19 protein-coding genes are annotated in these 25,783 nt (G+C 50.2%); 12 read left to right on the top strand and 7 right to left on the bottom strand.

Features of this window, described 5'->3' with window-relative positions; genetic code table 11:
* The first annotated feature begins 143 nt into the window (after positions 1 to 143).
* The 3 genes from ldtD (at position 144) to DT73_RS09880 (ending at position 3,365) form a co-directional block, all read left to right on the top strand.
* Positions 144 to 1,961 (top strand): L,D-transpeptidase, encoded by a 1,818-nt coding sequence (ldtD, locus tag DT73_RS09870; protein ID WP_235234487.1) that lies wholly within the window; start codon positions 144 to 146, stop codon positions 1,959 to 1,961.
* A 178-nt stretch (positions 1,962 to 2,139) separates the two neighbouring features.
* Positions 2,140 to 2,688 (top strand): YcbK family protein, encoded by a 549-nt coding sequence (locus tag DT73_RS09875; RefSeq protein ID WP_036107806.1) that lies wholly within the window; start codon positions 2,140 to 2,142, stop codon positions 2,686 to 2,688.
* A 29-nt stretch (positions 2,689 to 2,717) separates the two neighbouring features.
* A complete protein-coding gene (locus DT73_RS09880; protein ID WP_036107809.1) occupies positions 2,718 to 3,365 on the top strand; it encodes an MBL fold metallo-hydrolase in 648 nt (215 codons plus the stop codon).
* Positions 3,366 to 3,455: 90 nt separating this feature from the next.
* Here the strand turns inward: DT73_RS09880 and DT73_RS09885 are convergent, their stop codons facing one another.
* The 4 genes from DT73_RS09885 to pncB all read right to left on the bottom strand — a co-directional run bounded on the left by DT73_RS09885 (position 3,456) and on the right by pncB (position 9,263).
* A complete protein-coding gene (locus DT73_RS09885) occupies positions 3,456 to 4,646 on the bottom strand; it encodes an amino acid aminotransferase (protein WP_036107812.1) in 1,191 nt (396 codons plus the stop codon).
* Between the two features lie 186 nt (positions 4,647 to 4,832).
* Positions 4,833 to 5,936, bottom strand: a complete 1,104-nt coding sequence (locus DT73_RS09890; RefSeq protein WP_036107814.1) for a porin — start codon at positions 5,934 to 5,936, stop codon at positions 4,833 to 4,835.
* A gap of 547 nt (positions 5,937 to 6,483) precedes the next feature.
* Positions 6,484 to 7,884 (bottom strand): asparagine--tRNA ligase, encoded by a 1,401-nt coding sequence (gene asnS / locus DT73_RS09895; protein ID WP_036107817.1) that lies wholly within the window; start codon positions 7,882 to 7,884, stop codon positions 6,484 to 6,486.
* Positions 7,885 to 8,060: 176 nt separating this feature from the next.
* Positions 8,061 to 9,263, bottom strand: coding sequence for a nicotinate phosphoribosyltransferase (gene pncB, locus DT73_RS09900; protein WP_036108729.1), 1,203 nt, complete (start codon positions 9,261 to 9,263; stop codon positions 8,061 to 8,063).
* Between the two features lie 267 nt (positions 9,264 to 9,530).
* Between pncB and pepN the strand changes: the two genes are divergently transcribed.
* The 3 genes from pepN (at position 9,531) to DT73_RS09915 (ending at position 14,177) form a co-directional block, all read left to right on the top strand.
* Positions 9,531 to 12,143: an aminopeptidase N gene (gene pepN, locus DT73_RS09905; RefSeq protein ID WP_036107820.1), complete on the top strand. Its 2,613-nt coding sequence runs from the start codon at positions 9,531 to 9,533 to the stop codon at positions 12,141 to 12,143.
* 168 nt (positions 12,144 to 12,311) lie between these two features.
* A complete protein-coding gene (gene pyrD / locus DT73_RS09910; protein ID WP_036107822.1) occupies positions 12,312 to 13,322 on the top strand; it encodes a quinone-dependent dihydroorotate dehydrogenase in 1,011 nt (336 codons plus the stop codon).
* 312 nt (positions 13,323 to 13,634) lie between these two features.
* Positions 13,635 to 14,177, top strand: coding sequence for a cell division protein ZapC (locus tag DT73_RS09915; protein WP_036107825.1), 543 nt, complete (start codon positions 13,635 to 13,637; stop codon positions 14,175 to 14,177).
* Here DT73_RS09915 and DT73_RS09920 read toward each other — a convergent pair.
* Complete coding sequence (locus tag DT73_RS09920) at positions 14,165 to 15,283, bottom strand: YcbX family protein (RefSeq protein WP_036107827.1); 1,119 nt, start codon at positions 15,281 to 15,283, stop codon at positions 14,165 to 14,167. The genes DT73_RS09915 and DT73_RS09920 overlap by 13 nt on opposite strands.
* A 99-nt stretch (positions 15,284 to 15,382) precedes the next feature.
* Between DT73_RS09920 and rlmKL the strand changes: the two genes are divergently transcribed.
* The 6 genes from rlmKL to rmf all read left to right on the top strand — a co-directional run bounded on the left by rlmKL (position 15,383) and on the right by rmf (position 23,313).
* Entirely contained in the window at positions 15,383 to 17,500 is a 2,118-nt protein-coding gene (rlmKL, locus tag DT73_RS09925; RefSeq protein WP_036108731.1) for a bifunctional 23S rRNA (guanine(2069)-N(7))-methyltransferase RlmK/23S rRNA (guanine(2445)-N(2))-methyltransferase RlmL, read from the top strand.
* Positions 17,500 to 19,410, top strand: a complete 1,911-nt coding sequence (locus DT73_RS09930; RefSeq protein WP_036107829.1) for an ABC transporter ATP-binding protein — start codon at positions 17,500 to 17,502, stop codon at positions 19,408 to 19,410. The genes rlmKL and DT73_RS09930 overlap by 1 nt, the downstream gene beginning before the upstream one ends.
* A gap of 16 nt (positions 19,411 to 19,426) precedes the next feature.
* A complete protein-coding gene (gene pqiA / locus DT73_RS09935) occupies positions 19,427 to 20,683 on the top strand; it encodes a membrane integrity-associated transporter subunit PqiA (RefSeq protein WP_036107830.1) in 1,257 nt (418 codons plus the stop codon).
* Position 20,684: 1 nt separating this feature from the next.
* Positions 20,685 to 22,322 carry an intermembrane transport protein PqiB gene (pqiB, locus tag DT73_RS09940; protein WP_036107833.1) on the top strand — a complete coding sequence of 546 codons (1,638 nt, stop codon included), beginning with the start codon at positions 20,685 to 20,687 and terminating at the stop codon, positions 22,320 to 22,322.
* Complete coding sequence (gene pqiC / locus DT73_RS09945; RefSeq protein WP_036107836.1) at positions 22,322 to 22,891, top strand: membrane integrity-associated transporter subunit PqiC; 570 nt, start codon at positions 22,322 to 22,324, stop codon at positions 22,889 to 22,891. The genes pqiB and pqiC overlap by 1 nt, the downstream gene beginning before the upstream one ends.
* Before the next feature lie 254 nt (positions 22,892 to 23,145).
* Positions 23,146 to 23,313, top strand: a complete 168-nt coding sequence (rmf, locus tag DT73_RS25485) for a ribosome modulation factor (RefSeq protein ID WP_072006934.1) — start codon at positions 23,146 to 23,148, stop codon at positions 23,311 to 23,313.
* 74 nt (positions 23,314 to 23,387) lie between these two features.
* On the opposite strand, the gene fabA is transcribed toward rmf, so the two are convergent.
* Complete coding sequence (gene fabA / locus DT73_RS09950) at positions 23,388 to 23,906, bottom strand: bifunctional 3-hydroxydecanoyl-ACP dehydratase/trans-2-decenoyl-ACP isomerase (protein WP_036107839.1); 519 nt, start codon at positions 23,904 to 23,906, stop codon at positions 23,388 to 23,390.
* A 68-nt stretch (positions 23,907 to 23,974) separates the two neighbouring features.
* The gene (locus DT73_RS09955) at positions 23,975 to 25,741 is read right to left on the bottom strand and encodes a Lon protease family protein (protein ID WP_036107842.1); all 1,767 of its coding nucleotides are present in this window, start codon (positions 25,739 to 25,741) and stop codon (positions 23,975 to 23,977) included.
* Between the last annotated feature and the right edge of the window lie 42 nt (positions 25,742 to 25,783).

Below are 25,783 nucleotides of genomic sequence, written 5' to 3' on the forward strand. Positions count from 1 at the left end.
CCTGTCTCTTTATATACTTGGGGCAAGTATCACCAGGAGTTGTTAATTGATTTACCTGATGAAATAGCATTAAAGGGGGCAGGGACGTGCAAAGTAAGACGAAGCAAATCTTTCGTTGGTCAGTATTAAGTGCATATTTTTTTGTGGGGCTGACAACGAGCGCGCAGTTATGGGCGGATGAACCGGCCATCATCCCCGATGATGCCAATGCGGTAGAAGTACCTCAGGTGGTAGGTGATGACTCTTCCGCCACTGATACGCAGGCAGTGTCTGTGTCTCCTGAGTCAGTCGCTCAGGCTAAATCAGCATTGCAACAACTGGCAGGCGGGTTCTCGCCAGCCTACCCTGATGAACTGGCACGGTTATATGCTTTGCACCAAATGCAGCCAGTATGGAATAACCGTGACGCGGTGAAAGCCTTTCAGCAACAACTGGCTGAAGTGGCAATGGCCGGGATCCAGCCACAGTTCACCCAGTGGGTGGAACGGCTAACAGATCCTGCGGTTACCGGAATGGCCAGGGATATCGTATTATCTGATGCCATGTTTGGTTACCTGCAGTATGTCGCTGGTGTGCCTAAAAACGGTAACGTGTGGCTGTACAGTTCAAAACCGTACAAACTGGCACCGCCTCCAGCAAAAGCTGTTGCGAAGTGGCAGGACGCGTTGCGTAATGGCGCTTTCGGTGAGTTCATTGATTCCCTTGCTCCGCAGCACCCCCAATATGCTGTGATGCACAAGTCATTGCTGAAACTACTCTCTTCTTCGGCCTCGGTAACCGAATGGCCTCAATTGACTACCAGCAAAACACTGCGGCCAGGTGACAGCAGCCCCGATGTAGCTGTGTTACGCCAGATTATCAGTGATGTTGACAAGCTTTACAGTGCGGCAGGTATTGTGGCGCCATTAGCATCAACGCCTGCAGAACCTGCCGTTGCCGCCAATGGCGTAGTCAGCCCGTCAGCAGCGCCTGTTGGTGTGGCTACTGAGCCTGCCAGCACGTCAGACGCAACGGGCGGTAAAGCAAGCGAAACCGTTGCCGCGCCCGCAAGTGAGATTTATGACAAAGCGCTGGTAGCCCAGGTTGAGCGTTTCCAAAAATGGCAGGGTCTGGCAGACGATGGTGTGGTTGGCCCGGCAACCCGTAACTGGCTGAACGTTTCACCCGCTCAGCGTGCAGCATTACTGGCACTGAATATCCAGCGTTTGCGTTTGCTGCCGGACAAAATGGAAACCGCCATTATGGTGAATATTCCTAACTTCTCACTGATTTACTATTCTGGTGGCAGTGAAGTGCTGGCATCTCGGGTTATCGTGGGGCGCCCGGACAGGAAAACACCGTTAATGAGCAGTGCGCTGAATAACGTGGTACTCAACCCGCCATGGAATGTGCCCGGTACACTGGCGCGTAAAGATATTCTGCCAAAAGTCTGGAATGATCCCGGGTATCTTGACCGCCACGGTTACACTGTTCTGAGTGGCTGGAGCCGCGATGCCGAGGTAATTGATCCGTTCATGGTAGACTGGGCGACAATTACCCCATCTAACCTGCCATTCCGTTTTCAGCAGAAACCTGGAGATCATAACTCCCTGGGGCGGTATAAATTTAATATGCCGAGTACCGATGCCATTTATTTGCATGACACGCCAAATCACAATCTGTTCAACAGAGATGTGCGTGCTTTGAGCTCAGGGTGTGTGCGCGTGAATAAAGCTTCCGAACTGGCAAATATGTTACTGCAGGATGCTGGCTGGAACGATGCACGTATATCCCAAACGTTAAAAGTAGGGGATACAAGGTATGTACCTGTGCGGCATAAAATCCCGGTACGGTTGTATTATCTGACCGCTTTTGTGGGTGATGATGGTCATACACAATATCGAACAGATATTTACAATTATGACAACACTGCTGTTCTGGGAGCCAAAATATTGCCAAAAGCGGAGCAGTTGATCCGCTAATTACCAGGCAAATAAGCAGTTTCTGGTTGTATGAAATGTAATGAAGCGTAAAAACGGCCTGTTTTTACGCTTACTCCCTCGATTACCCCGTCTTGACTGTTCGTTACATGCCAGTTAAGGTGCCTCAGTGCGCCTGAGATGGCTTTTTCTTACTTTTTTTACTTCAGAATACGACCAGATGAATAAATTAGATCATAACCGCCGCCGCTTACTGACGCTGGGCGGGATAGCGCTGGGCGCGGCCGTATTACCAGGCCAGGCATTTGCGACTTTATCCACTCCTCGCCCTCGTATCCTGATGTTGAATAATTTAAATACCGGAGAGTCCATTAAGGCTGAATTTTTTGATGGTTCCCGTTATATAAAAGATGAACTTTCCCGCCTGAACCATTTCTTCCGTGATTACCGTGCTAACCGCGTTCGCGATATTGACCCAAAACTTTTCGACCAGTTGTATCGTTTGCAAGGTTTGCTGGGCACGCGCAAGCCTGTACAGCTTATATCGGGCTATCGTAGCCTTGATACCAATAATGAATTACGGGCTCACAGTAAAGGTGTGGCTAAACAGAGCTATCATACCAAAGGGCAGGCCATGGATTTCCATATCGAAGGCCTCTCTCTGAGCAATGTGCGCAAAGCAGCCTTGTCGATGCGGGCAGGTGGTGTAGGATATTATCCTCGTAGCAACTTTGTTCATATTGATACCGGGCCGGTCAGGCACTGGTAAAAATCCGGCACAGCCGGGTGTGGAGAATTATGAATTATCACATTATTCCGGTGACCGCATTTGCGCAGAACTGTTCATTAATTTGGTGTGAAGAAACCCGGCAAGCCGCTCTGGTTGACCCGGGTGGTGATGCACAAGTCATTATTGATAATGTCACTCGTCAGGGTGTGAATGTAACAAAAATATTGCTGACTCACGGCCATCTTGACCATGTTGGCGCGGCTGCTGAAATGGCTGCTCATTACAATGTGCCCGTGATTGGGCCGCAGCAGGAAGATGCATTCTGGCTCGAAGGGTTGCCAGCACAAAGCCGCATGTTTGGTCTGGAAGACTGCCAGCCATTAACGCCAGACCAGTGGCTTGAAGAAGGCGATACCGTCACTGTTGGGAACGTGAGCCTGTCGGTACTGCATTGCCCCGGGCACACGCCAGGGCACGTGGTGTTTTATGACAAGCTCAGTGCTCTGCTTATTTCCGGCGATGTGCTATTTAAAGGTGGTGTAGGGCGCAGTGATTTTCCCCGTGGTGATCACAGCCAGCTTATTGCGGCAATCAAAAATAAGCTATTACCCCTGGGCGATGATGTCACTTTTATTCCCGGCCATGGTCCTCTTTCTACACTGGGTTATGAACGCCTGCACAACCCATTCCTGCAGGATCAACAGCCAGTCTGGTAAGTTATTCTTCAGATATAAAAATACCCGCTCTGCTGGCGGGTATTTTTGTTCTGAACGCTGCAATAACAGCAGGTACTGTTTGTTCAGGTGTTAAAGCACAGCCACAATAGCTTCACACAATGGCGCCATATTGTCAGGCGTCATGCCAGCAACATTGATACGCCCTGAAGCCACAGCGTAAATCCCGAACTCTTCACGCAGCCTCAGCACCTGTTCTTTACTCAGACCACTGAAAGAGAACATACCGTTTTGCTGAATGATAAAGCTGAAATCTTCCGCCGCGCCTTTTTCCTGTAGCGTATTAACAAACAACTGCCGCATACGCTGAATGCGCTGGCGCATATCAGTCAGCTCTTGCTCCCACAGTGTACGCAGTGCTTCATTGCTCAGGATAGTGGCAACAACCGATGCACCATGAGCTGGCGGGTTGGAATAGTTGGCACGGATACAAATTTTCATCTGGCTGAAAGCCCGGTCAGCGTTGTCGCTGTCTGCCGCAACCAGCGTACAGGCACCCACACGTTCATTGTACAAGCCAAAGTTTTTGGAGTACGAACTGGCAACCAACAGTTCTTTGTGCAGGGCTGCGAAAAGACGCAGGCCTTGAGCATCTTCTTCCAGACCACGGGCAAAACCCTGGTAAGCGAAGTCAAACAGAGGCAGCCAGCCTTTTTCAACCGACAGTTTTGCCAGCTCGGCCCATTGCTCTTCTGTCGGGTCAATCCCTGTTGGGTTATGGCAGCAACCATGGAACAGTACTACATCACCCGCCTGAGCTTGTTGCAGGCTGGCGACCATGCCACCAAAATCCAGGCAATGGTTTGCTGCATCGTAATACTGGTACTCACACACTTCCAGACCAGCGGCGCTAAAGACACTCTTATGGTTAGGCCAGCTCGGGTTGCTTACCCAAATACGTGGCGCAGAGGTGTTTTTAGCAATAAAGTCAGCAGCAACACGCAGTGCCCCTGTTCCACCAGGTGTTTGGGCTGTACGGGCACGTTTATCGGTAACGATGGCATTTCCCTGGCCAAACAATAATTCCTGAGTACAGCGGCCAAATTCCGGAATACCGTCAATGCCGAGGTAGTTCTTGGTGCTTTCATTTTCCAGCAAATAATGTTCTGCTTTCTTAACACTGGTCAGAACAGGGGTTTTACCGGTTTCATCTTTATAAACACCAATACCGAGGTTAATTTTCCCCGGGCGTTCATCAGCACGAAACAAATCGGCCAAACCAAGAATAGGATCAGCAGGCGCGGCAGTTATGTTCTCAAACATGACATTTTTCCATTGTGGTAACAGAAGGAAACTTCGCTATCAGGTTAACGGGAGTTAAGGCAATTGCCAACCGTTTGCCATAAAAAGAGTGACCAGCGGCTAAAGTCAGGCCGATGTGCTGGCAGGAATAAAAAAAACAGGGCCGAAGCCCTGTTTTTATATCCATAACAACAATGTTGTTCGGGATTAGAACTGGTAGGTTACGCCCACAGCAGCCATGTCGTCGTTACCGTTGATGCCACCAACAGCTTTGGTGTAAGCATCATTTTTGTCGAGCAGGTTGACGTAGTAGTCAGCGTACACGTTGAAGTTCTTGTTGAAGTAGTAGGTTGCGCCAACCTGGATAAACTCAGCCAGATCTGCATCGCCACCTTTGAAGTCGCCAGATGCTGCCAGGTCTTTCCCTTTAGTTTTCACGTAAGAGATTGCCGGGCGCAGACCGAAGTCGAACTGGTACTGAGCAGTAACTTCAAAGTTCGTTGCTTTGTTTACGAAATCTTTGTTAGCGTCCAGCAGGGTGTTACGATCTTCACCGTAGGTAGCAGCCAGGTAGATGTTGTTAGCATCGTATTTAGCACCAACACCCCAGGTTTCAGCTTTTTTACCTTCGCCGTCAGCTTGTTGAGTCAGAGTACGGTTGGAGTTGGTGTAAGAAGAGATCAGACCAATACCGTTACCGAAGTCATAACCCAGAGAGTAACCTACGCCATCACCGTTAGACTGGTAAGCGTTGGAGAACTCATTTTTACCCTGGTACTGAACACCAAAGTTCAGGCCATCAACCAGACCGAAGAAGTTGCTGTTACGGTAGGTCAGCAGGCCAGAAGCACGGGCGGTCATGAAGTTGTCCTGGTGGTTACCGTACACAGTCATACCAGAGTAGCTTGGCGCCATATCGGTGTAAGAACCAACATCATAAGCGATACCGTAGTTACGGCCGTAGTCCAGTGAGCCGTAGTCAGCTGCTTTCAGACCAGCGAATGCCAGACGAGTTTTGTTAGTCTGGCTGCCTTCCGGCGCGTTAGCGTAGGCACGGTATTCCCACTGGCCGTAACCAGTCAGCACGTCATTGATCTGAGTTTCGCCTTTAAAACCGATCTGAGCATAAGACTGGTCGCTGCTGCTGTCAGAACCACCCAGGTTACCAGTAGTGGTGAAGTCGTGTTCGCCAACAACTTTACCGTACAGATCCAGTTTATTGCCGTCTTTGTTGTAGATTTCAGCTGCGTTTGCAGCACCTGCTACGAGCAGAGCCGGGATTACCACTGCCAGAATATTGCGCTTCATCATTATTTATTACCCTCATTGGTTTTTTTGTAACACCTGTCATCTCTGCCAATAAACTCTGTAAAAAATTTACGGAACTTCTGCCATGAGTGTGGTGTCTTTCTGTGTCTGAGAGGCATCTTTCCATCCATGTAACCGTTTCGCCAGCCTGAAAGTGCTACAAATGTCGCAATACCGTTTCAGGAAGAAAAAATGTGTAACAATTTATGTATTTTGGGGAACTTTGTGAAGTGCTTCAAATTTCGCAATCCTTTGGCGAATGAGCACACGATAACCAACTTATATATATGAATTGCTTATGCATTATTACCATCGGTCTTTTTTGTGGGCGAAAAATAAACAATCGTGATGCAGACAGGCAGTAGATATGCAGGGGGATTTACATTGCACAATTATTGTGCGCAATGAAACAATTTGGTTAACGGTTACACGGCAGCACAGGTCCTTACGGGCGCTTTGGGGGTGGGTTTTTTAACAGTGAGTGCGAAAAAAAGACCGCAACTTGTGCGGTCTTTGTAGAAATATAACGAAGATTTTCGTCAGCCGTGCATCAGAAACTTGCGTTACGCGGTGTACGTGGGAACGGAATCACATCACGCACATTCTGCACGCCGGTTACGTAGGCAATCAGGCGCTCAAAGCCCAGGCCGAAGCCAGAGTGTGGTACGGTGCCGTAACGGCGCAGGTCGCGGTACCACCAGTAGTCTTCTTTATTCAGGCCCATTTCAGCCATACGGGCATCCAGCACATCCAGGCGCTCTTCACGCTGGGAACCACCAATAATTTCACCAATACCCGGTGCCAGTACATCCATGGCGGCCACGGTTTTACCGTCTTCATTAAGCCGCATATAGAATGCCTTGATGTCTTTCGGGTAGTTTTTCACTACCACCGGAGCTTTGAAATGCTGTTCAGCGAGGTAACGCTCATGTTCAGACGCCAGATCAACGCCCCAGTAAACCGGATTTTCAAACGGATGACCGCATTTTTCGAGGATGGCAACCGCATCGGTGTAATCAACCTGAGCAAAATCAGCTGCAACAAAGCGTTTCAGGCGTTCAACTGCGTCGCTGTCCACACGTTGTGCGAAGAATTCCATATCATCCATACGCTCTTCAAGCACCGCATTGAAGACATATTTCAACATCGCTTCAGCCAGCCCGGCGACATCATCAAGATTCGCAAAAGCAACTTCAGGTTCCAGCATCCAGAACTCTGCCAGGTGGCGGCTGGTGTTGGAGTTTTCTGCACGGAAAGTTGGGCCGAAGGTATACACTTTAGATAACGCGCAGGCGTAAGTTTCCGCATTAAGCTGCCCTGAAACGGTCAGGAAGGCTTCTTTGCCGAAAAAGTCCTGGTCGAAATCGATTTTGCCTTTGTCATCGCGCGGCAGGTTTTCCATATCCAGGGTAGATACCCGGAACATTTCACCCGCACCTTCGGTATCTGATGCCGTAATCAGCGGAGTGGATACCCAGAAAAAGCCCTGCTCATGGAAGAAGCGATGCAGTGCCTGAGCCAGAGTATGGCGAACACGTGCAACGGCACCAATCAGGTTGGTACGCGGGCGCAGGTGGGCAACTTCACGCAGGTATTCAATAGAGTGGCGTTTGGCAGCCATCGGGTAGGTATCCGGGTCGTCAACCCAGCCGGTTACTTCCACACTGGAAGCCTGCAGTTCGACTGACTGGCCCTGGCCGGCAGAAGCAACCACTTTCCCGGTAATTACAACAGAACAACCGGTGGTCAGGCGCAGCACTTCGTCATTGTAATTGGGCAGAGAATTATTAATGACGGCCTGTACCGGATCAAAGCAGGAGCCGTCATAAACGGCGAGGAAGGAAAAGCCAGCTTTTGAATCTCTTCGGGTACGTACCCAACCACGTACGGTGACTTCGCTGTCAACGTTTACGCGGCCCTGGAGTACGTCAGCTACAGGCACAACGCTCATAGTGTTCTCTCTGGTTAGTTATCAATAACGGTTAAATTGCATCCCGCAAAGGGGATATCTATGTTACCTGGCGGACGCCAGCAAACAAGCAGAATTAGAAGGTGTGAAGCAATAAAACTGCTCTGTTGAGCAAAAAGGCACCAAAAGGTGCCTTTCTGACTGAGGAAATCCACGGTTTAGCTGGCTTTTTTCACCTGTGGCAGGTCAAACGCTTTACGCAGGGCACTGACAAACGCTTTGTCATGGCAAATAGTCTTGCCCGGGCTGTCAGATAACTTCGCCACCGGCTTGCCATTACATTCCACCAGTTTAATCACGATATTCAGTGGTTTTACACCAGGAATATCGCAGGTCAGGCGCGTGCCAATACCAAAACCGAGTTTCACGCGCGCCATAAAATGGCGGTACAGCTCAACGGCCCTGGTTAAATCAAGGTTATCAGAGAAAATCAGCGTTTTGGTCAGTGGGTCAATCCCCATGCTCTCATAATGAGCGATGGCTTTTTCACCCCATTCAACCGGGTCCCCTGAATCATGGCGCAGCCCCTGGTAACGCTCTGCAAACTCCGGCCCAAAATCACGCAGAAAAGCATCCATGGTAATGCAATCGGTCAGGGCAATACCTAACTGATCAGGGTACTCTTCCAGCCAGGCTTCCAGTGCAGCTTTTTGGCTACTGGCGAGTTCCGGGCTGATTTGTTGATGTGCCTGGAACCATTCGTGTGCCTGGGTGCCCATTGGGGTCAGTGTGAGCCTGCGGGCAAGGTCGTAATTACTGGTGCCAATAAACCAGGGTTCATGGCTCAGCCGCTCAACAATACTTTGTTGGGTCAGGCGGGAAAAACGGCGCCGCGTGCCGAAATCCATCAGCTTAAAGCCAGACATATCAAGAGAGGCGGTAAGCGCGTTGAATTCCACCAGTTTCTGTTCAAGGTGCTCAAGTGCGAGCGACTGAGGGACATCCGGTGTGCGGAAGCGGTGAACAACCTCACTGATTACCGCCAATAGTGGGACTTCCCACATGATAACTTCACGCCAGGGCCCACGTAAGCGGATATCCAGCTTACCGTTGTTGTTGCTGATGAGAACTTGCCGCGCATCGTAACGGAAAGTGCGCAGCCAGGACAGGTAATCGTCTTTAAAGAAAGGCAAACTTGCCAGCCAGTGGTATTCATCATCGGTTAGCGCCAGGTCTTGCATTGACTCGACTTGTTCGCGAATCGCATCGGCATAGATCCCAAGCAGGTCATCACCGCGGCAACGAAACTCCGCAGCAACATCGACATCATAGTAATGATGAAATACTGCCTGCTGCATATGAAGCTTGTAGGCGTCAGTATCCAGCAGAGAGTGCAAAATTGGGGAAGCGAAATGTGTCATGGTGCGTTTCAGCATCCTCTCACAGGAGCGTTTCCATTAATGGCTAACAGCAGCTAAAGATGCAGGAGTATACCTGGATTATCCGTTTATTAAAGCAGGATCACACCACAACTCGTAATTCTGGTCGAGCGCATTTTGTGCCTCATGTTATGAGGATGTATATTTTCATGCCTTAAATGCTGAAAAGCTGACGATTCTGCATGGAAACAACCCTGCAACAGGAATAGACTGAACCATCATAACTGCAAACTGCCTTAAAGGTGTTTTATGACACAACAGCCACAAGCCAAATACCGCCATGATTATCGTGCGCCGGACTATACCATTACTGACATTGACTTAACGTTTGAATTAGATGCCGGGCAAACCCGGGTTACAGCGGTCAGCCAGGTACAACGGCAGGGGGAAGAAGGGGCGGTGTTACGCCTTGATGGTGAGGATTTGACTCTGGTTTCCCTGGATGTGGATGGGCAACCGTGGCCGGATTACCAACTGGAAAGTGGGGCGCTGGTTGTGAGTAATCTGCCTGCCCGGTTTACTCTGACTATCGTCAATGACATCCACCCGGCACAAAATACTGCGCTGGAAGGGTTGTACCAATCTGGTGAAGCGTTGTGTACACAGTGTGAGGCCGAAGGCTTTCGCCACATTACCTGGTATCTTGACAGGCCGGATGTTCTGGCACGTTTCAGTACCAAAATTATTGCCGACAAACAAACCTATCCTTTCCTGCTGTCCAATGGTAACCGCATGGGGCAGGGGGAGCTGGAAGGTGGGCGTCACTGGGTACAATGGCAGGATCCATTCCCGAAACCTTGCTACCTGTTTGCGCTGGTTGCCGGGGATTTTGATGTCCTGCGCGATACCTTTAAAACCCGCTCCGGGCGCGATGTGGCGCTTGAATTATATGTAGACCGCGGCAATCTTGATCGTGCTGACTGGGCGATGGAATCGCTTAAAAATAGCATGAAGTGGGATGAGCAGCGTTTTGGCCTGGAATACGACCTCGATATCTACATGGTTGTGGCTGTCGACTTCTTCAATATGGGCGCGATGGAGAATAAAGGCCTGAACGTCTTTAACTCCAAATATGTTCTGGCTCGCGCAGAGACAGCAACCGATAAAGACTATTTAAACATTGAGCGCGTTATCGGCCACGAATATTTCCATAACTGGACAGGCAACCGTGTGACTTGCCGCGACTGGTTCCAGTTAAGCCTCAAAGAAGGGCTCACTGTATTCCGCGATCAGGAGTTCAGTTCTGATTTGGGTTCCCGCGCAGTAAACCGTATCAGTAATGTTCGTACTATGCGGGCAATGCAATTTGCAGAAGACGCAAGCCCCATGTCACACCCCATTCGCCCGGATAAAGTTATTGAAATGAATAACTTCTATACCCTTACGGTGTATGAAAAAGGGGCGGAAGTCATTCGCATGATGCATACGCTTCTGGGTGAAGCCGCTTTCCAGAAAGGGATGCAGCTTTACTTTGAGCGCCATGATGGCAGTGCGGCAACCTGCGACGATTTTGTTCAGGCGATGGAAGATGCGTCCAATGTCGATTTGTCACATTTCCGCCGCTGGTACAGCCAGTCAGGAACACCGGTTCTGAGTGTGCAGGACGATTACGACCCGGCAACGGAGCGTTATACCCTGACCATCAGCCAGCAGACACCGCCAACTGCAGAGCAGGCAGAAAAACTACCATTGCATATCCCGTTTGATATCGAATTGTATGACAACGAAGGGAAAGTGATTCCGCTGCAATACCAGGGGAATCCGGTTCATCATGTACTGAACGTGACTCAGGAAAAACAGACATTTGTATTTGATAATGTCTGGTTCCAGCCGGTACCTTCCTTGCTGCGCGAATTCTCTGCGCCGGTCAAACTGGAATATAAATGGAGCGACCAGCAACTGACCTTCCTGATGCGCCATGCCCGCAATGATTTCTCACGTTGGGATGCCGCTCAGAGCTTGCTGTCTACTTACATTAAACTCAACGTGGCACGCCAGCAGGCTGCGCAGCCGTTGTCACTGCCATTGCATGTCGTGGACGCTTTCCGTGCCATATTACTTGATGAGTCAATTGACCCGGCTCTGGCTGCTGAAATTCTGACACTGCCTTCACAAAATGAAATTGCTGAACTGTTCCCGGTCATTGACCCGGGCGCAATCGCTGCGGTGCATGAGGCATTAACCCGTGCACTGGCAGTGGAACTGGCAGATGAATGCCTGGCTGTGTATAACGCAATGAAAGTTGATGCTTATCGTATCGATCATAGCGATATTGGCAAACGTGCCTTGCGTAATACCTGCCTGCATTTCCTGGCGTTCAGCGATCCTGACTTTGCCGATAAGCTGGTTAGCGCACAGTACCACCAGGCTGATAATATGACTGATGCGCTGGCGGCATTGTCTGCGGCAGTCAGTGCCCAACTGCCATGCCACGTATCACTGATGGCTGAGTACGATGAGAAATGGCACCAGGATGGCCTGGTAATGGACAAATGGTTCATTCTGCAGGCAACCAGCCCGGCGGATAATGTGCTGGAAAATGTCCGTGGGTTATTGCAACACCGCTCGTTCAGTATGAGTAACCCGAACCGTATACGTTCGCTGATTGGCGCATTCACCAGCGCTAACCCGGCAGCCTTCCATGCAACTGATGGCAGTGGCTATGCATTCCTGACGGAAATGCTTACGGAACTGAACAGCCGCAATCCACAAGTTGCTTCACGCCTGATTGAGCCGTTGATTCGCCTGAAACGCTATGATGCGTCCCGCCAGGCGTTGATGCGCCAGGCACTGGAAACACTGAAAGGGCTGGATAACCTTTCAGGCGATCTATTCGAGAAAATCACTAAAGCACTTGGGTGATCACCAGAACAGGCCTGTCGTCCGGCAGGCCTGCCACGGTACAAGAGGTTCCCGGGCGAGTAAAACGTTTGCTTGTCCGGCTATTTTTTGTTGCAAGTCAATTCCCTTTCCTGTGCAGATGAATAATAATACTGCCCCGGTTTGCACACCGGGAATCCAGGAGAGTTCATGTACTACCCCTTCGTTCGAAAAGCCCTTTTTCAGCTCGACCCTGAGCGCGCGCACGAATTTACCTTCCAGCAATTACGCCGGGTAACAGGTACACCGCTGGAGTGGCTGGTTCGTCAGTCTGTCCCGGCAAAGCCCGTGACCTGCATGGGGCTGACATTTAAAAACCCACTTGGTCTGGCGGCCGGGCTGGATAAGAATGGCGAATGCATTGACGCTCTGGGCGCAATGGGGTTCGGCGCAATTGAAATTGGTACTGTTACACCGCGAGCACAACCGGGCAACGACAAACCACGTCTCTTCCGCCTGGTCACCGCCGAGGGGTTAATCAACCGCATGGGCTTCAATAACCTGGGCGTTGATAACCTTGTCGAAAATGTCAAAAAGGCGCATTTCGATGGTGTCCTCGGGATTAATATTGGCAAAAATAAAGACACCCCGGTTGAGAATGGTAAAGATGACTACCTGATCTGTATGGATAAGATTTATCCTTATGCCGGGTATATTGCGATCAATATCTCATCACCTAACACCCCAGGTTTGCGGTCATTACAATATGGTGAAGCTCTTGATGATCTGTTGTCTGCGATAAAAAATAAACAGCAACAGTTAGCCGATATTCATCATAAATATGTTCCTGTGGCTGTGAAGATCGCGCCTGATCTTTCCGAAGAGGAATTGATCCAGGTTGCAGACAGTTTACTGCGTCATAATATTGATGGCGTAATTGCAACCAATACCACACTGAGCCGTGAATTAGTGCAGGGCATGCCGAACTGCGATGAAACCGGCGGGTTGAGTGGGCGCCCTTTACAACTAAAGAGCACTGAAATAATCCGTAGTCTGTCTGCCGAGCTAAAAGGGCAGATACCTATTATCGGTGTCGGCGGGATTGACTCTGTCATTGCTGCCCGCGAGAAAATGGCCGCAGGCGCATCTTTGATTCAAATATATTCCGGGTTTATTTTTAAAGGCCCACATCTGATTAAAGATATCGTTACTCATATTTGATACCCACCAATTAAGACAACCAGGGCTTTATTTTTAGCTCTGGTTGTTTTATATTCCTTTTTTGTTGCTTATTTGTGCTTTATAGTCTTTCCTTTAAGTGGTGATATTTAATCGAAAGACCTGCGGCGATACCCTTAAATAACATGGGCGGCAGGTGCAGTGGTTCAGCCATCTAATCTGCAAAGTTTGGTAAAGATATACACCAGCAGCCTGAAGTATGAAGAGGGCTTTTTGCTTACGCTGCAGAAGAAATTGCCTGAGAAATCGTATAAGAAATTGTGTTAATAATTGTGTGAATTACGGGGTCGATTAATGAATATAAAACCCAATGATGCCTGGCAATGGTATTACGATGAAGACCATGACCGCATGATGCTCGACCTGGCGAATGGTATGGTTTTCCGCTCCCGTTTTCCACGCAAAATGCTGACGCCTGATGCCTTTGAAACAAATGGTTTTTGTGTCGATGATGCAGCGCTCTGGTTTTCGTTTGAAGAAAACTGCCGCTGCTTTGATTTAAGCGCAGAACAACAGGCTGAACTGGTGCTCAATGCATTAGTTGCTATCCGTTACCTTAAACCTCAGATGCCAAAAAGCTGGCATTTTGTTGCTCATGGCGAAGAGTGGCAGCCTGCATTAGCTTCTCCCGCCAATGTCTGGCTTAGCGATGACCAGCAGTGTGTCCGCCTGCTGGTAGTCGAACCGGGTGAAAACGCGGCATTGTGCCTGTTGGCTCAACCTGCATTGACCCTGGCCGGGCGCACTATGCAGTTAGGGGATGCCATTAAAATAATGAATGACCGCTTACGGCCATTCACTGATGAGAATGCACAAAGCCTTGATCAGGCGGTTTGATTCTCAGCCACTTTTATATCCCCGCAAGGCACACAGCTACAGGCAAGAATTGTGTCACCGTTGATGGCATTTTTTTTCAACGGGGTGACTTGCCCTTCCACTAAACGCACCCGGCAGCATCCGCAAACCCCCGCGCGGCAAGAATAAGGCACTTTTATTCCCTGTTGCTCCAGTTGCTCCAGCAAAATTTGCTGGTTGTCGCCATGGAATGTCGTGCCTTGCCAGTCAATGCTAACCCCGGCAGCCTGTGCAACCACGCTAACAGTCTCATCCGCGGTTTCGCCAGCGATATAAACTTTTGCGGGTTTGGTAGACAGAATCTGTACTTCATCGCCCTGGCGAATGATGCCACTGGTACGGGCAACCAGGTTCTGGCCGAAATCAACATCACCATTGTCCTGAGCAGTACGAAAACTTTGCAGGGTTTTCAGCGGTTCACCAGAAGGGTGTTTGCGCCCTCTTTCGGGGCTGACGGTGGTCAGAATGCAGCGGCTACAAGGTTTCACGACATCAAATACGACACTGCCAATACGAATAACCTGCCAGGTATCTTCTTCCCAGGCTGCAGCACCGGAAACCACCAGGTTTGGGCGGAACTGGTTCATACTGACACTGGCGGGGCAACGTTGTTGTAAGTCGCGCAGTGAACTCTCACTGGTCAGCAGGAAAGGGTAACCGTCGGCAAACCCCAGCGGAACGTCATCCCGCTTTTTAACCCGGCGGGTCAGTGTTGGCCCTACCCAGCGTAGCTCTACCGGGTGAGGGAAAAACGTGCTTAACCAGCGGTTGACGTCATCAGGTGCAATCAGTGCAGTAAAATGATTCCCCCAGACTTCTGTAGGGGCTGGCGTGGGCTGAAAATCGTCAAACAGAACGGTGGCACTGGTGCCATCAGGTGCCTGAAGAAACAGGCCATTGTTCAGAAGACCCGGTGTAAACAGCACCATTTCCGGGTACTGGCGTGCCGTGACAAAGGTACCGTCGGTTTTCGTAATCATGAAGATGCGGTCAAATGCCGGTCCCTGAATATCGACCTGGCTGTGGGATACTTGTATCCCCCGCATCGACTTGACTGGATGGATAAACAAACGAGATAAGGTAACCACATTGTCTCCCTGCACGAATAAATAAAAGGGCAACTTTATGACATGTGTGCCGGATTAGCTATAATGCGCAACAATTTTAATGAAAGACAAAGTGAAACTATGAACTCTCTGTTTGCCAGCACGGCGCGTGGGCTTGAAGAACTATTAAAGACCGAACTGGAAAACCTTGGCGCACAGCATTGCCGTGTTGTTCAGGGGGGTGTCCATTTTGATGCGGACACGCAGTTGGTGTATCAAAGCCTGATGTGGAGCCGGCTGGCTTCGCGCATTCTGCTGCCTCTGGGCGAATGCAAAGTCTACAGCGATTTGGACCTCTACCTTGGGGTTATGGCTATCAACTGGCCATCTCTGTTTGTGGAAAATGCTACTTTCGCAGTGCATTTTAACGGCCTGAACGATGTCATTCGCAACAGCCAGTATGGTGCGTTGAAGGTAAAAGATGCCATTGTTGACAGCTTTACCCGCAAAAATTTGGCGCGCCCAAATGTAGACCGGGAACAACCAGATATCCGCATCCAGGTGAGGTTGGAAAAAGAGGTTGCCAGTATTTCGCTCGACTTGAGTGGCGATGGCCTGCACCAGCGTGGTTACCGTGACAGCACTGGCCTTGCGCCAATAAAAGAAAACCTGGCCGCTGCAATCATCTTGCGTTCTGGCTGGAAGCCGGGCACGCCTTTGCTGGACCCAATGTGTGGTTCTGGCACCTTACTGATAGAAGCCGCCATGATGGCGACGGACCGTGCGCCCGGGCTTTACCGCCAGCATTGGGGGTTTACCGGATGGGCCGCGCACGATGAAGAGGCCTGGAAAGCCGTTCGTACTGAAGCACAGGTACGTGCGCGCCGGGGCCTTACTGAGTATACCTCGCGCTTTTATGGCAGTGATATTGACGGCCGGGTTATCGAACGGGCTAAAACGAATGCCCGGAGAGCAGGGCTTGGCGAAATTATTCGTTTTACCGTAGGGGATGTGGCGCAACTTACCTGCCCACAGGATGTGCAGGAAACCGGGACTATTATCAGTAACCCGCCTTATGGCGAGCGGCTGGACAGCGAACCGGAGTTAATTGCACTGCACCATGTACTGGGCCGCGTTGTGAAACAGCAGTTCCCGGGGTGGGCACTCTCTTTGTTCAGCGCCTCTGCGGAATTACTCAGTTGTTTACAACTACGTTCCGAGCGCCAGTTTAAAGCGAAAAACGGCCCACTGGATTGCGTACAAAAAAACTACCAATTGTCTGCCACTGTACCAGAGCAGGCTGGCCAGTTTGCGCAGGATTTTGCTAACCGCCTGCGCAAGAATGCCAAAAAACTGGATAAGTGGGCGAAGCAGGAGGGTATTGAATGCTACCGTCTGTATGATGCCGACTTACCGGAATACAACGTTGCCGTAGATCGTTACGCTGACAACATTGTTATTCAGGAATATGCACCACCTAAAACAGTAGACCCGGTGAAAGCGCGCCAGCGCCTGTTCGATATTATCGCAGCCACGATTGATGTGCTCTCTCTGGCTCCAGGCCAGCTTATCCTGAAAACTCGTGAACGCCAGAAAGGGAAAAACCAGTACCAGAAGCTCAGTGAAAAAGGGCAATACAAAGAAGTGCGCGAATATAATGCCCGCTTCCTGGTTAACCTGACTGACTACCTGGACACCGGGTTATTCCTTGATCACCGCCTCGCGCGGCGTATGCTTGGGCAAATGAGCAAGGGGAAAGATTTCCTCAATCTGTTCTCATATACCGGTAGTGCGAGTGTGCATGCCGGTTTGGGGGGCGCCAGAAGTACCACAACAGTTGATATGTCGCGCACCTATCTCGAATGGGCAGAACGCAACCTGCGGCTTAATGGCCTGAGTGGGCGTGCGCATCGCCTTATTCAGGCGGATTGCCTGGGCTGGCTGGCCGAATCGAATGAGCACTATGATCTGATTTTTATCGATCCGCCCACATTTTCTAACTCAAAACGCATGGACAACACATTTGATGTCCAGCGAGATCATATTGCTGTAATGCGTGATCTCAACCGGTTGCTGCGTGATGGCGGCACCATCGTTTTTTCCAATAATAAACGCGGTTTCAGAATGGACCACGAAGGGCTGGCTGCTCTGGGCCTGGAAGCACAGGATATTACTGCAAAAACCCAGTCACAGGACTTTGCCCGCAATCGTCAGATCCATAACTGCTGGCTTATTCGCCGCGTAACCAGGAAATCATAATGTCGTTAATTAGTATGCATGGTGCGTGGCTGTCTTTCAGCGATGCGCCACTTCTTGATAATGCTGAATTACATATCGAGAATAACGAGCGTGTTTGTCTTGTCGGGCGCAATGGTGCCGGCAAATCAACGCTGATGAAAATTCTGAACAAAGAGATCCCGCTTGATGATGGCCGCCTGATTTATGAACAGGATCTGGTGGTTGCCAGGCTGCAACAGGATCCACCACGGGATGTGGGTGGCACTGTATATGACTTTGTTGCCCAGGGTGTGGAAGAGCAGGCGGTATATCTCAAGGAGTACCATGAAATCTCTCGCCTGGTTATGCAGGACCCGAGTGAGAAGAACCTGAATGCCATGGCCCGGGTTCAGGAACAACTTGACCACCACGGTTTGTGGCAACTGGAAAACCGCATTAATGATGTTCTGAGCCAACTGGAACTGGACCCAAATACGGAACTGGCTGCGTTATCTGGCGGCTGGTTACGTAAAGCAGCATTAGGGCGCGCGCTGGTTAGTGCCCCGCATGTTTTGCTGCTTGATGAACCCACTAACCACCTGGACATCGAAACTATCGACTGGCTGGAAACTTTCCTGAAAAGTTACCAGGGCAGCATCGTCTTTATTTCCCATGACCGTTCTTTCATTCGCAATATGTCCACGCGGATTGTCGACCTGGATCGTGGCAAACTGGTTTCTTACCCGGGCGATTATGACAAATACCTGGTTGCACGCGAAGAAGCGTTACGCGTTGAAGAGTTACAGAATGCGGAGTTTGACCGCAAACTGGCTCAGGAAGAAGTGTGGATCCGCCAGGGTATCAAAGCACGTCGTACCCGTAATGAAGGGCGGGTGAGAGCACTGAAAGCTATGCGCCGGGAACGCGGTGAACGCCGGGAAGTGATGGGCCGTGCCCAAATGCAAGTTGAAGAAGCCAGCCGTTCCGGCAAAATTGTGTTTGAAATTGAAAACCTGCATTACGCCATTGAAGATAAAGTGCTGGTGGATAATTTCTCTTCACAAGTACAGCGCGGCGATAAAATTGCCCTCGTTGGCCCGAATGGCTGCGGCAAAACCACACTGCTTAAGTTGATGCTGGGGCAGTTGCAGGCTCAGTCCGGGCGTGTGCATGTGGGAACTAAGCTGGAAGTGGCCTATTTTGACCAGCACCGTGCCGAGCTCGATCCTGACCGTACCGTCATGGATAACCTTGCTGAAGGTAAACAGGAAGTGATGGTCAATGGCCGTTCGCGCCATGTCCTTGGTTATCTTCAGGACTTTTTGTTCCACCCCAAACGCGCCATGACACCCGTGAGTGCGTTATCTGGTGGTGAGCGTAACCGCCTGTTGCTGGCCAGGCTATTCCTGAAACCCAGTAACTTATTAATTCTCGATGAACCCACGAACGACCTGGATGTCGAAACGCTGGAATTGCTTGAAGAACTGATCGACAGCTACCAGGGAACCGTATTACTGGTTAGCCATGACCGGCAATTTGTTGATAACACCGTAACAGAGTGTTGGATCTTTGAAGGTGAAGGGCGTATTGGTCAGTATGTTGGCGGCTATTTTGATGCCAAAGGGCAGCAGGCTTCTGCACAACCGTTGAAAACAACGGTTAATAATGCGCCGGTTGAACAACAAAAAGTGCCAAAAGCAGAAACAGTCAAACGGCAGGCCAATAAGTTAAGTTATAAACTTCAACGTGAACTGGAACAATTACCTGCTCAACTTGAACAGCTTGAAGCCGACATTGGTGTGCTGCAAAGCCAGGTTAGCGATGGTGGTTTTTTCAACCAGCCTCATGATGTTACCCAACGGGTTCTGGATCAACTCTCTGCCGCTGAGCAGGCGCTTGAAACAGCTTTTGAGCGTTGGGAATACCTGGAAGGTTTGAAAAACGGCGATTAACACAAAGAGGCAGGATATGTGCACTAACCACCTGACACAGCAGGCCATTTTGTGCGGCCATTGCGATATGCTGGTTGCTCTTCCTGCCCTTGGCACAGGCGAAAAGGCCTGTTGCCCACGTTGTGGAAATACGCTGACTACTCGCTGGGATGAACCCCGGAAGCGGCCAACTGCTTATGCACTGGCCGCATTATTTATGTTGTTACTGGCAAACTTATTTCCGTTCGTGAATATGAGTGTTGCTGGTGTGAACAGTGAAATTTCACTGTTATCCATCCCTGGTGTGATGTTTTCTGAAGATTACGCAAGCCTTGGGTCATTGTTTATGATTTTGGTCCAGGCTGTGCCTGCTCTGTCGTTGGTAGCCATTCTGCTGCTGGTTAACCGTGTCCGGCTCAGCCCGGTATCAAAAAGGCGTTTCGCCTGGCTATTATTTCACCTGAAAAGCTGGGGGATGGCGGAAATATTCCTTGCCGGCGTTCTGGTTAGCTTCGTGAAACTGATGGCTTATGGTGATATTGGTATTGGCCTGAGTTTTATTCCATGGTGCCTGTTCTGTGTACTGCAACTTCGCGCCGTTCAGTGTGTGGATCGCCGCTGGTTATGGAATGATATTGCCCCTGCTCCTGCTATTCCCCTGGCATTTCAACCCGGCAAAACGGGCATGAAACAAGGGCTACGGTCATGTTCATGCTGTACTGCAATACTGCCGCAGGGTGTTGAGAAATGCCCGCGTTGCCACAGCCATGGGCATGTCCGCCGCCGCCACAGCCTCCAGTGGACGATGGCACTGCTGTTTACCTCGGTGATGTTGTATTTCCCTGCCAACATACTGCCCATCATGATTACCGACCTGCTGGGAAGTAAGCTTCCTTCCACCATCATCGCAGGGGTGGTGTTGCTGTGGAGTGAAGGTTCTTACCCAGTGGCACTGGTCATCTTTATTGCCAGTATTATGGTGCCAACCCTTAAAATGATCGCTATTGGCTGGCTTTGCCTTGATGCCAAAGGTTTTATACAGCGTGACAGCGAAAGAATGCATTTGGTTTATGAAGTTGTCGAGTTTGTTGGGCGTTGGTCAATGATTGATGTTTTTGTAATCGCTGTATTGTCAGCGCTGGTCCGCATGGGTTCGTTAATGAATATTTACCCGGCGATGGGTGCGCTTATGTTCGCGCTGGTGGTCATACTTACAATGTTTGCTGCAATGACATTTGACCCGCGTCTCATCTGGGACCGCAAGCCAGAATCAAGCCAAGAGGAGTTGTCGTAACATGGATTCAAACCGTGGGGAAGCGAAGGTGCATAAAGTGAAAAACTGGTCTCCGGTTTGGATCTTCCCGATAGTCACCGCCCTGATTGGTGCGTGGATCTTATTCTATCACTATAGCCACCAGGGGCCGGAGGTGACACTTATCACCACCAATGCAGAAGGCATTGTTGGCGGAAAAACGGCAATTAAAAGCCGCAGTGTGGATGTCGGGGTCGTGGAAAGTGCGGTGCTGACAGATGATTTACACCATGTGGAAATCAAAGCTCGCCTGAATACCGGCATGGAAAAACTCTTGCGCAAAGATTCTGTCTTCTGGGTGGTGAAACCGCAGATTGGCCGTGAGGGGGTCAGTGGGCTGAGCACTCTGTTGTCAGGGGCGTATATTGAGTTGCAGCCTGGAAAACAGGGCGAAGCACCAGAGCGCTATGATTTGCTGGATTCCCCTCCTCTGGCACCACCTGATGCCAAAGGGATTCGCGTCATCCTTGACAGCAACCGGGCAGGGCAGCTTAACCCGGGTGACCCGGTATTATTCAGAGGGTACCGGGTCGGTTCTGTTGAAACCAGCTCGTTTGATGCCCAGAAACGGACCATGCAGTATCAGTTATTCATCAGTGCACCCAATGATCGTCTGGTTACCACTAATGTCCGCTTCTGGAAAGACAGCGGTATTGCCGTTGACCTGACTTCAGCCGGGATGCGTGTCGAAATGGGCTCCTTGTCTACGCTGTTCAGCGGTGGGGTAAGTTTTGATGTGCCGGATGGGCAATTAACTGGTGAGCCAGTGGCTGACCACAGCGAGTTTCAACTGTTTGATGACCAAAAAAGCATTCAGGATTCGTTCTATACCGAGCATGTTGATTACCTGATGTTCTTTAAAGACTCCATTCGTGGCCTGCAACCGGGCGCGCCTGTTGAGTTCCGTGGTATTCGTCTGGGCACGGTACAGAAAGTGCCTTACCTGGTGCCACAACTGCAGCAAAAAATTAATGAAGATTACCGGATTCCGGTACTGGTACGCATTGAGCCACAGCGTATTGAGAATGAGCTGGGTGAAGCACCTGAAGTTCAGGGGCACCTGAAAATGCTGCTCTCCCGTGGGCTCAGGGCATCCCTGAAAACCGGTAACCTGGTAACCGGGGCATTGTATATAGACCTGGACTTTTATCCTAAAGAAGGTGCTTATAAAGGCCCTCTGGAAGTTGGTGCGTACCAGGTTATTCCAACGGTCAGCGGCGGGTTGTCGCAGATCCAACAGAAGCTGACGGATGCGCTGGATAAAATCAACGCGCTGCCACTTAACCCGATGTTAAGCCAGGCAACCAGTACGCTGAAAGAAACGCAAAATACCATGAAATCGCTGCAGTCCACGCTGAACAACCTGAATAAGATAACAGGTAGTGAATCCATGCAGGGACTCCCGGCAGACATGCAAAAAACGTTACGTGAACTGAACCGGAGTATGCAGGGCTTCCAGCCAGGCTCCGCCGCATATAATAAAATGGTTGCCGATATGCAGCGTCTCGACCAGGTATTACGTGAGTTACAGCCGGTTCTGCAAACCCTGAATAATAAGAGTAATGCGTTGATCTTCGAAGCGAAAAGCAAAAAAGATCCGCAGCCGAAGGGGGCTAAATAATGAAGCAATGGATGATGTTCGTCGTGGCACTGGCGCTTTCGGCATGCAGCAGTACCACCGCCACTAAAATGTACCAATTACCGGTGGATCACACCCCGGTAGCATCAGTCAGCGCCAGCAGTGGCGCGGCTCAAAAACTGTTGTGGGTTTCGCAGATTAACGTGCCGGATTTTCTGGCTGGAAGCGGTGTGGTTTACCAGACTTCGGATGTAAATTACGTGGTTGCCAAACAAAACTTATGGGCCAGCCCGCTGGACCAGCAACTGCGTGATACCCTGGTGGCAAACCTTTCTACGGCTTTACCCGGTTGGGTAGTATCGTCACAACCTCTGGGTAATGACCAGGACAGCCTGAGTGTGGTCATCAGTGGCTTTCAGGGGCGCTATGACGGGCAGGTTGTGGTGAGTGGTGAGTGGTTGCTTAACCACCAGGGGCAGTACACGCGCCGCCCATTCTCTGTCACTTTGCCGCAACACGGCGACGGCTATGACGCCATGGTCAAAGCATTGGCTGCCGCCTGGCAACAGGAAGCGCGCAGTATCGCGGCGCAGTTGCAGTCACAACACTAATTTACATTTCTTTTATTCAGCACCTGTCTGGCATTTTTGTCGGCAGGTGCTTTTTTTTGCATCAGAGACTTATCTGCCCGAAGGCTAATTTGAGGTGAAAGATTATGTCAATTATGCCTCATGAATATGACATTGGCGTGAATTTTGCGCATTGACGCTGCCCTGAAATGAGCGTATTCGTTATTAGTGATTGCACAGATTGTAATCACTGTTTTCTTTTCCACCAGACAACAAATGAATGAGGGAAACGAGGCATGAAGAGACAAAAACGAGATCGCCTGGAAAGGGCTCACCAGAGAGGCTATCAGGCTGGTATTACTGGCCACTCAAAAGAGATGTGTCCTTATCAGACGTTAAATCAGAGGTCTCATTGGCTGGGAGGCTGGCGAAAAGCCATTGAGGACAAGGTGTCATTCGCTTGACCCTGTCTCTTTAGAGCAAAAAAAGAAACCTCCGCATGCGGAGGTTTCGCGTTTTAGCCAGGATATGGCTGAAATCAGAATGCAGATGTGTCTTTAAACAAACCTACTTTGAGGTCTGTGGCAGTATAAATAACGCGGCCATCAACCAGAACCTCACCATCTGCAAGGCCCATAATCAGGCGGCGGTTTACCACACGTTTAAAGTGAATACGGTAGGTAACTTTCTTCGCGGTGGGCAGCACCTGTCCGGTGAATTTAACTTCGCCAACACCCAACGCACGGCCTTTACCTTCACCGCCGAGCCAGCCCAGATAAAAGCCAACTAACTGCCACATTGCATCCAGCCCAAGGCAGCCAGGCATTACGGGGTCACCGATAAAGTGGCAGCCAAAGAACCATAAGTCAGGATTAATATCGAGTTCGGCTTCAACATATCCTTTGTCGAAATTGCCACCGGTTTCAGTCATTTTGACAACCCGGTCCATCATCAGCATGTTAGGTGCTGGCAGTTGTGGACCTTCGGCGCCAAATAATTCGCCACGACCAGAAGCAAGTAGATCTTCTTTTGAATAAGATTCGCGTTTATCAACCATGTCTACAATAAGCCTTATTTTAGTGAAGCACGCAGGTTAGCGAACACGTGTACGCTCAACAAGTCCGATCAGTTGTGGTTAAACCAGTTTAACCAGCGTAATGGCCATGGCAGGCGATGCCTGGCATCCTGTTGGCTTGCCTGAGCGATGCGTTCCTGTACTAACTGCATAAGATTGTTACGCCCCTGGATTTCATCACTCCAGGGTAAACCTGTTAATAAAGGTAGAGCATCGAACACATCATCGATAGCCCAGATATAAAACTGCTCTTGTTCCACAGCGCTGCGTAACGGTTCACACAGGCTGAGATGACGCACATTTGCCAGAGGAATAATGACCCCCTGGTTACCAGTAAGACCGCGGGCTGCACAGAGAGTAAAGAAGCTTTCAATTTTCTCGTTAAGCCCACCAACTGGCTGTGCACAGCCAAATTGGTCAACAGAACCAGTAATGGCAATGTTCTGGTAAACAGGCACATCAGCCAGTGCGCTAATAAAGGCGCAGAGTTCAGCCATTGACGCACTGTCGCCATCAACCTCGCTATAAGACTGCTCAAAGGTTAACGATGCAGAGAAGGGCAACTGTTGGTCCAGATCCAGCTCAGCCATCAGGAAGGCCTGCATAATCATCATGCCTTTGGCATGAATATTCCCACCAAGTTCCGCTTTACGCTCAATATCTGTCAGTTCGCCATCACCAGCATGCACCACACAACTAATGCGAGACGGTTCACCAACAGGGCGGGGGTGACCAGGAAATTCAATTACTGACAGCGCGTTAATTTGCCCGACTTGTTCACCCTGGGTGTCCACACGTACCTGGTCGTCGAGAATGTCATCCAGAATACGCTCTGCGAGATACCCTTCACGCCAGGCCTGCTGTTCCAGTAACTGTTGGAAAGCTTCGCCACTGAAAGTCTCAGTGCCTGTGATGGTAGCAATGGATGTGAAAAGGCGCTCAAACCACAAAGGGTTAACGGGCAGAGAGCACTGGTCTTCAGTATAGCGAGTTGCGAGCTCCAGCAACCGTGGCCAGGCATCACTTGCTGGTCTGGGAAGACCTTTGTTCTGTGCCCGGTTATCAATCCAGTTTCGCCAACGAATAACGTCCTGTTCGTCATTAATCAGAATTTCATCTTCGTATTCGCTGTAAACCGCTATTTCCGTCATTTCTGGCGTGAGAGCTTCTAACTCTGCCAGTTCATCGCGGTCTCCAACCAGAATCAGGCGAATATCCAAAGGAATTGCGGGCATCGTTACTGGCAGCGGTTTTGTTTCATCCGGCGCAAACCAGGTGAACACCTGGCGTGTGACCCACTGCTTCACCCGTAACCACATTAAGGGTTGTTCAAGCAGTAAACGCAGGCTGAGTATAAGCACGCCACCATTGGCCCGGTGGAGAAGCCCGGGTTGTGCGGAAAGCTCACCATTGAACTGGCGAATACAGCCACACAGCTGTTCAGTTTCCGCCCAGGCTGTGCTGAGCACATTTGGACGGGTGCAGAACAGCGCATCTTCGGTTTCTGGTTTGCCAAATGTGACATCTGTAGTGGAGAAACGATAATGGCCACCATACAGTGAATCGCTGCCAGTAAACTGTTGAGAAACCAGTTCATGGAGCGTATCAAGGTAAGGCTGTGTGCCGGGGGCTTTGATCACCATAAACCGTGACGGCACAGAAGGGTGCAGGAAGTGTGTCAGTGTATCAGTAAGGCGTGGCTGTATGCTCTGTAACGCCTGGGAAACAGCATCGTTATCGCCTGGTTGTGCAAACAGCGAGTCATAGGGCGTTGCATCCAGGGTAAGTGCTTGTGATGTCAGTCGATTAATGGTCAATGTGATATTTATAAGTTAGTTGCCAAAACAGCGATTATACAA

It is taken from the genome of Mangrovibacter sp. MFB070, assembly GCF_000705335.1.
Lineage (GTDB): Bacteria > Pseudomonadota > Gammaproteobacteria > Enterobacterales > Enterobacteriaceae > Mangrovibacter > Mangrovibacter plantisponsor.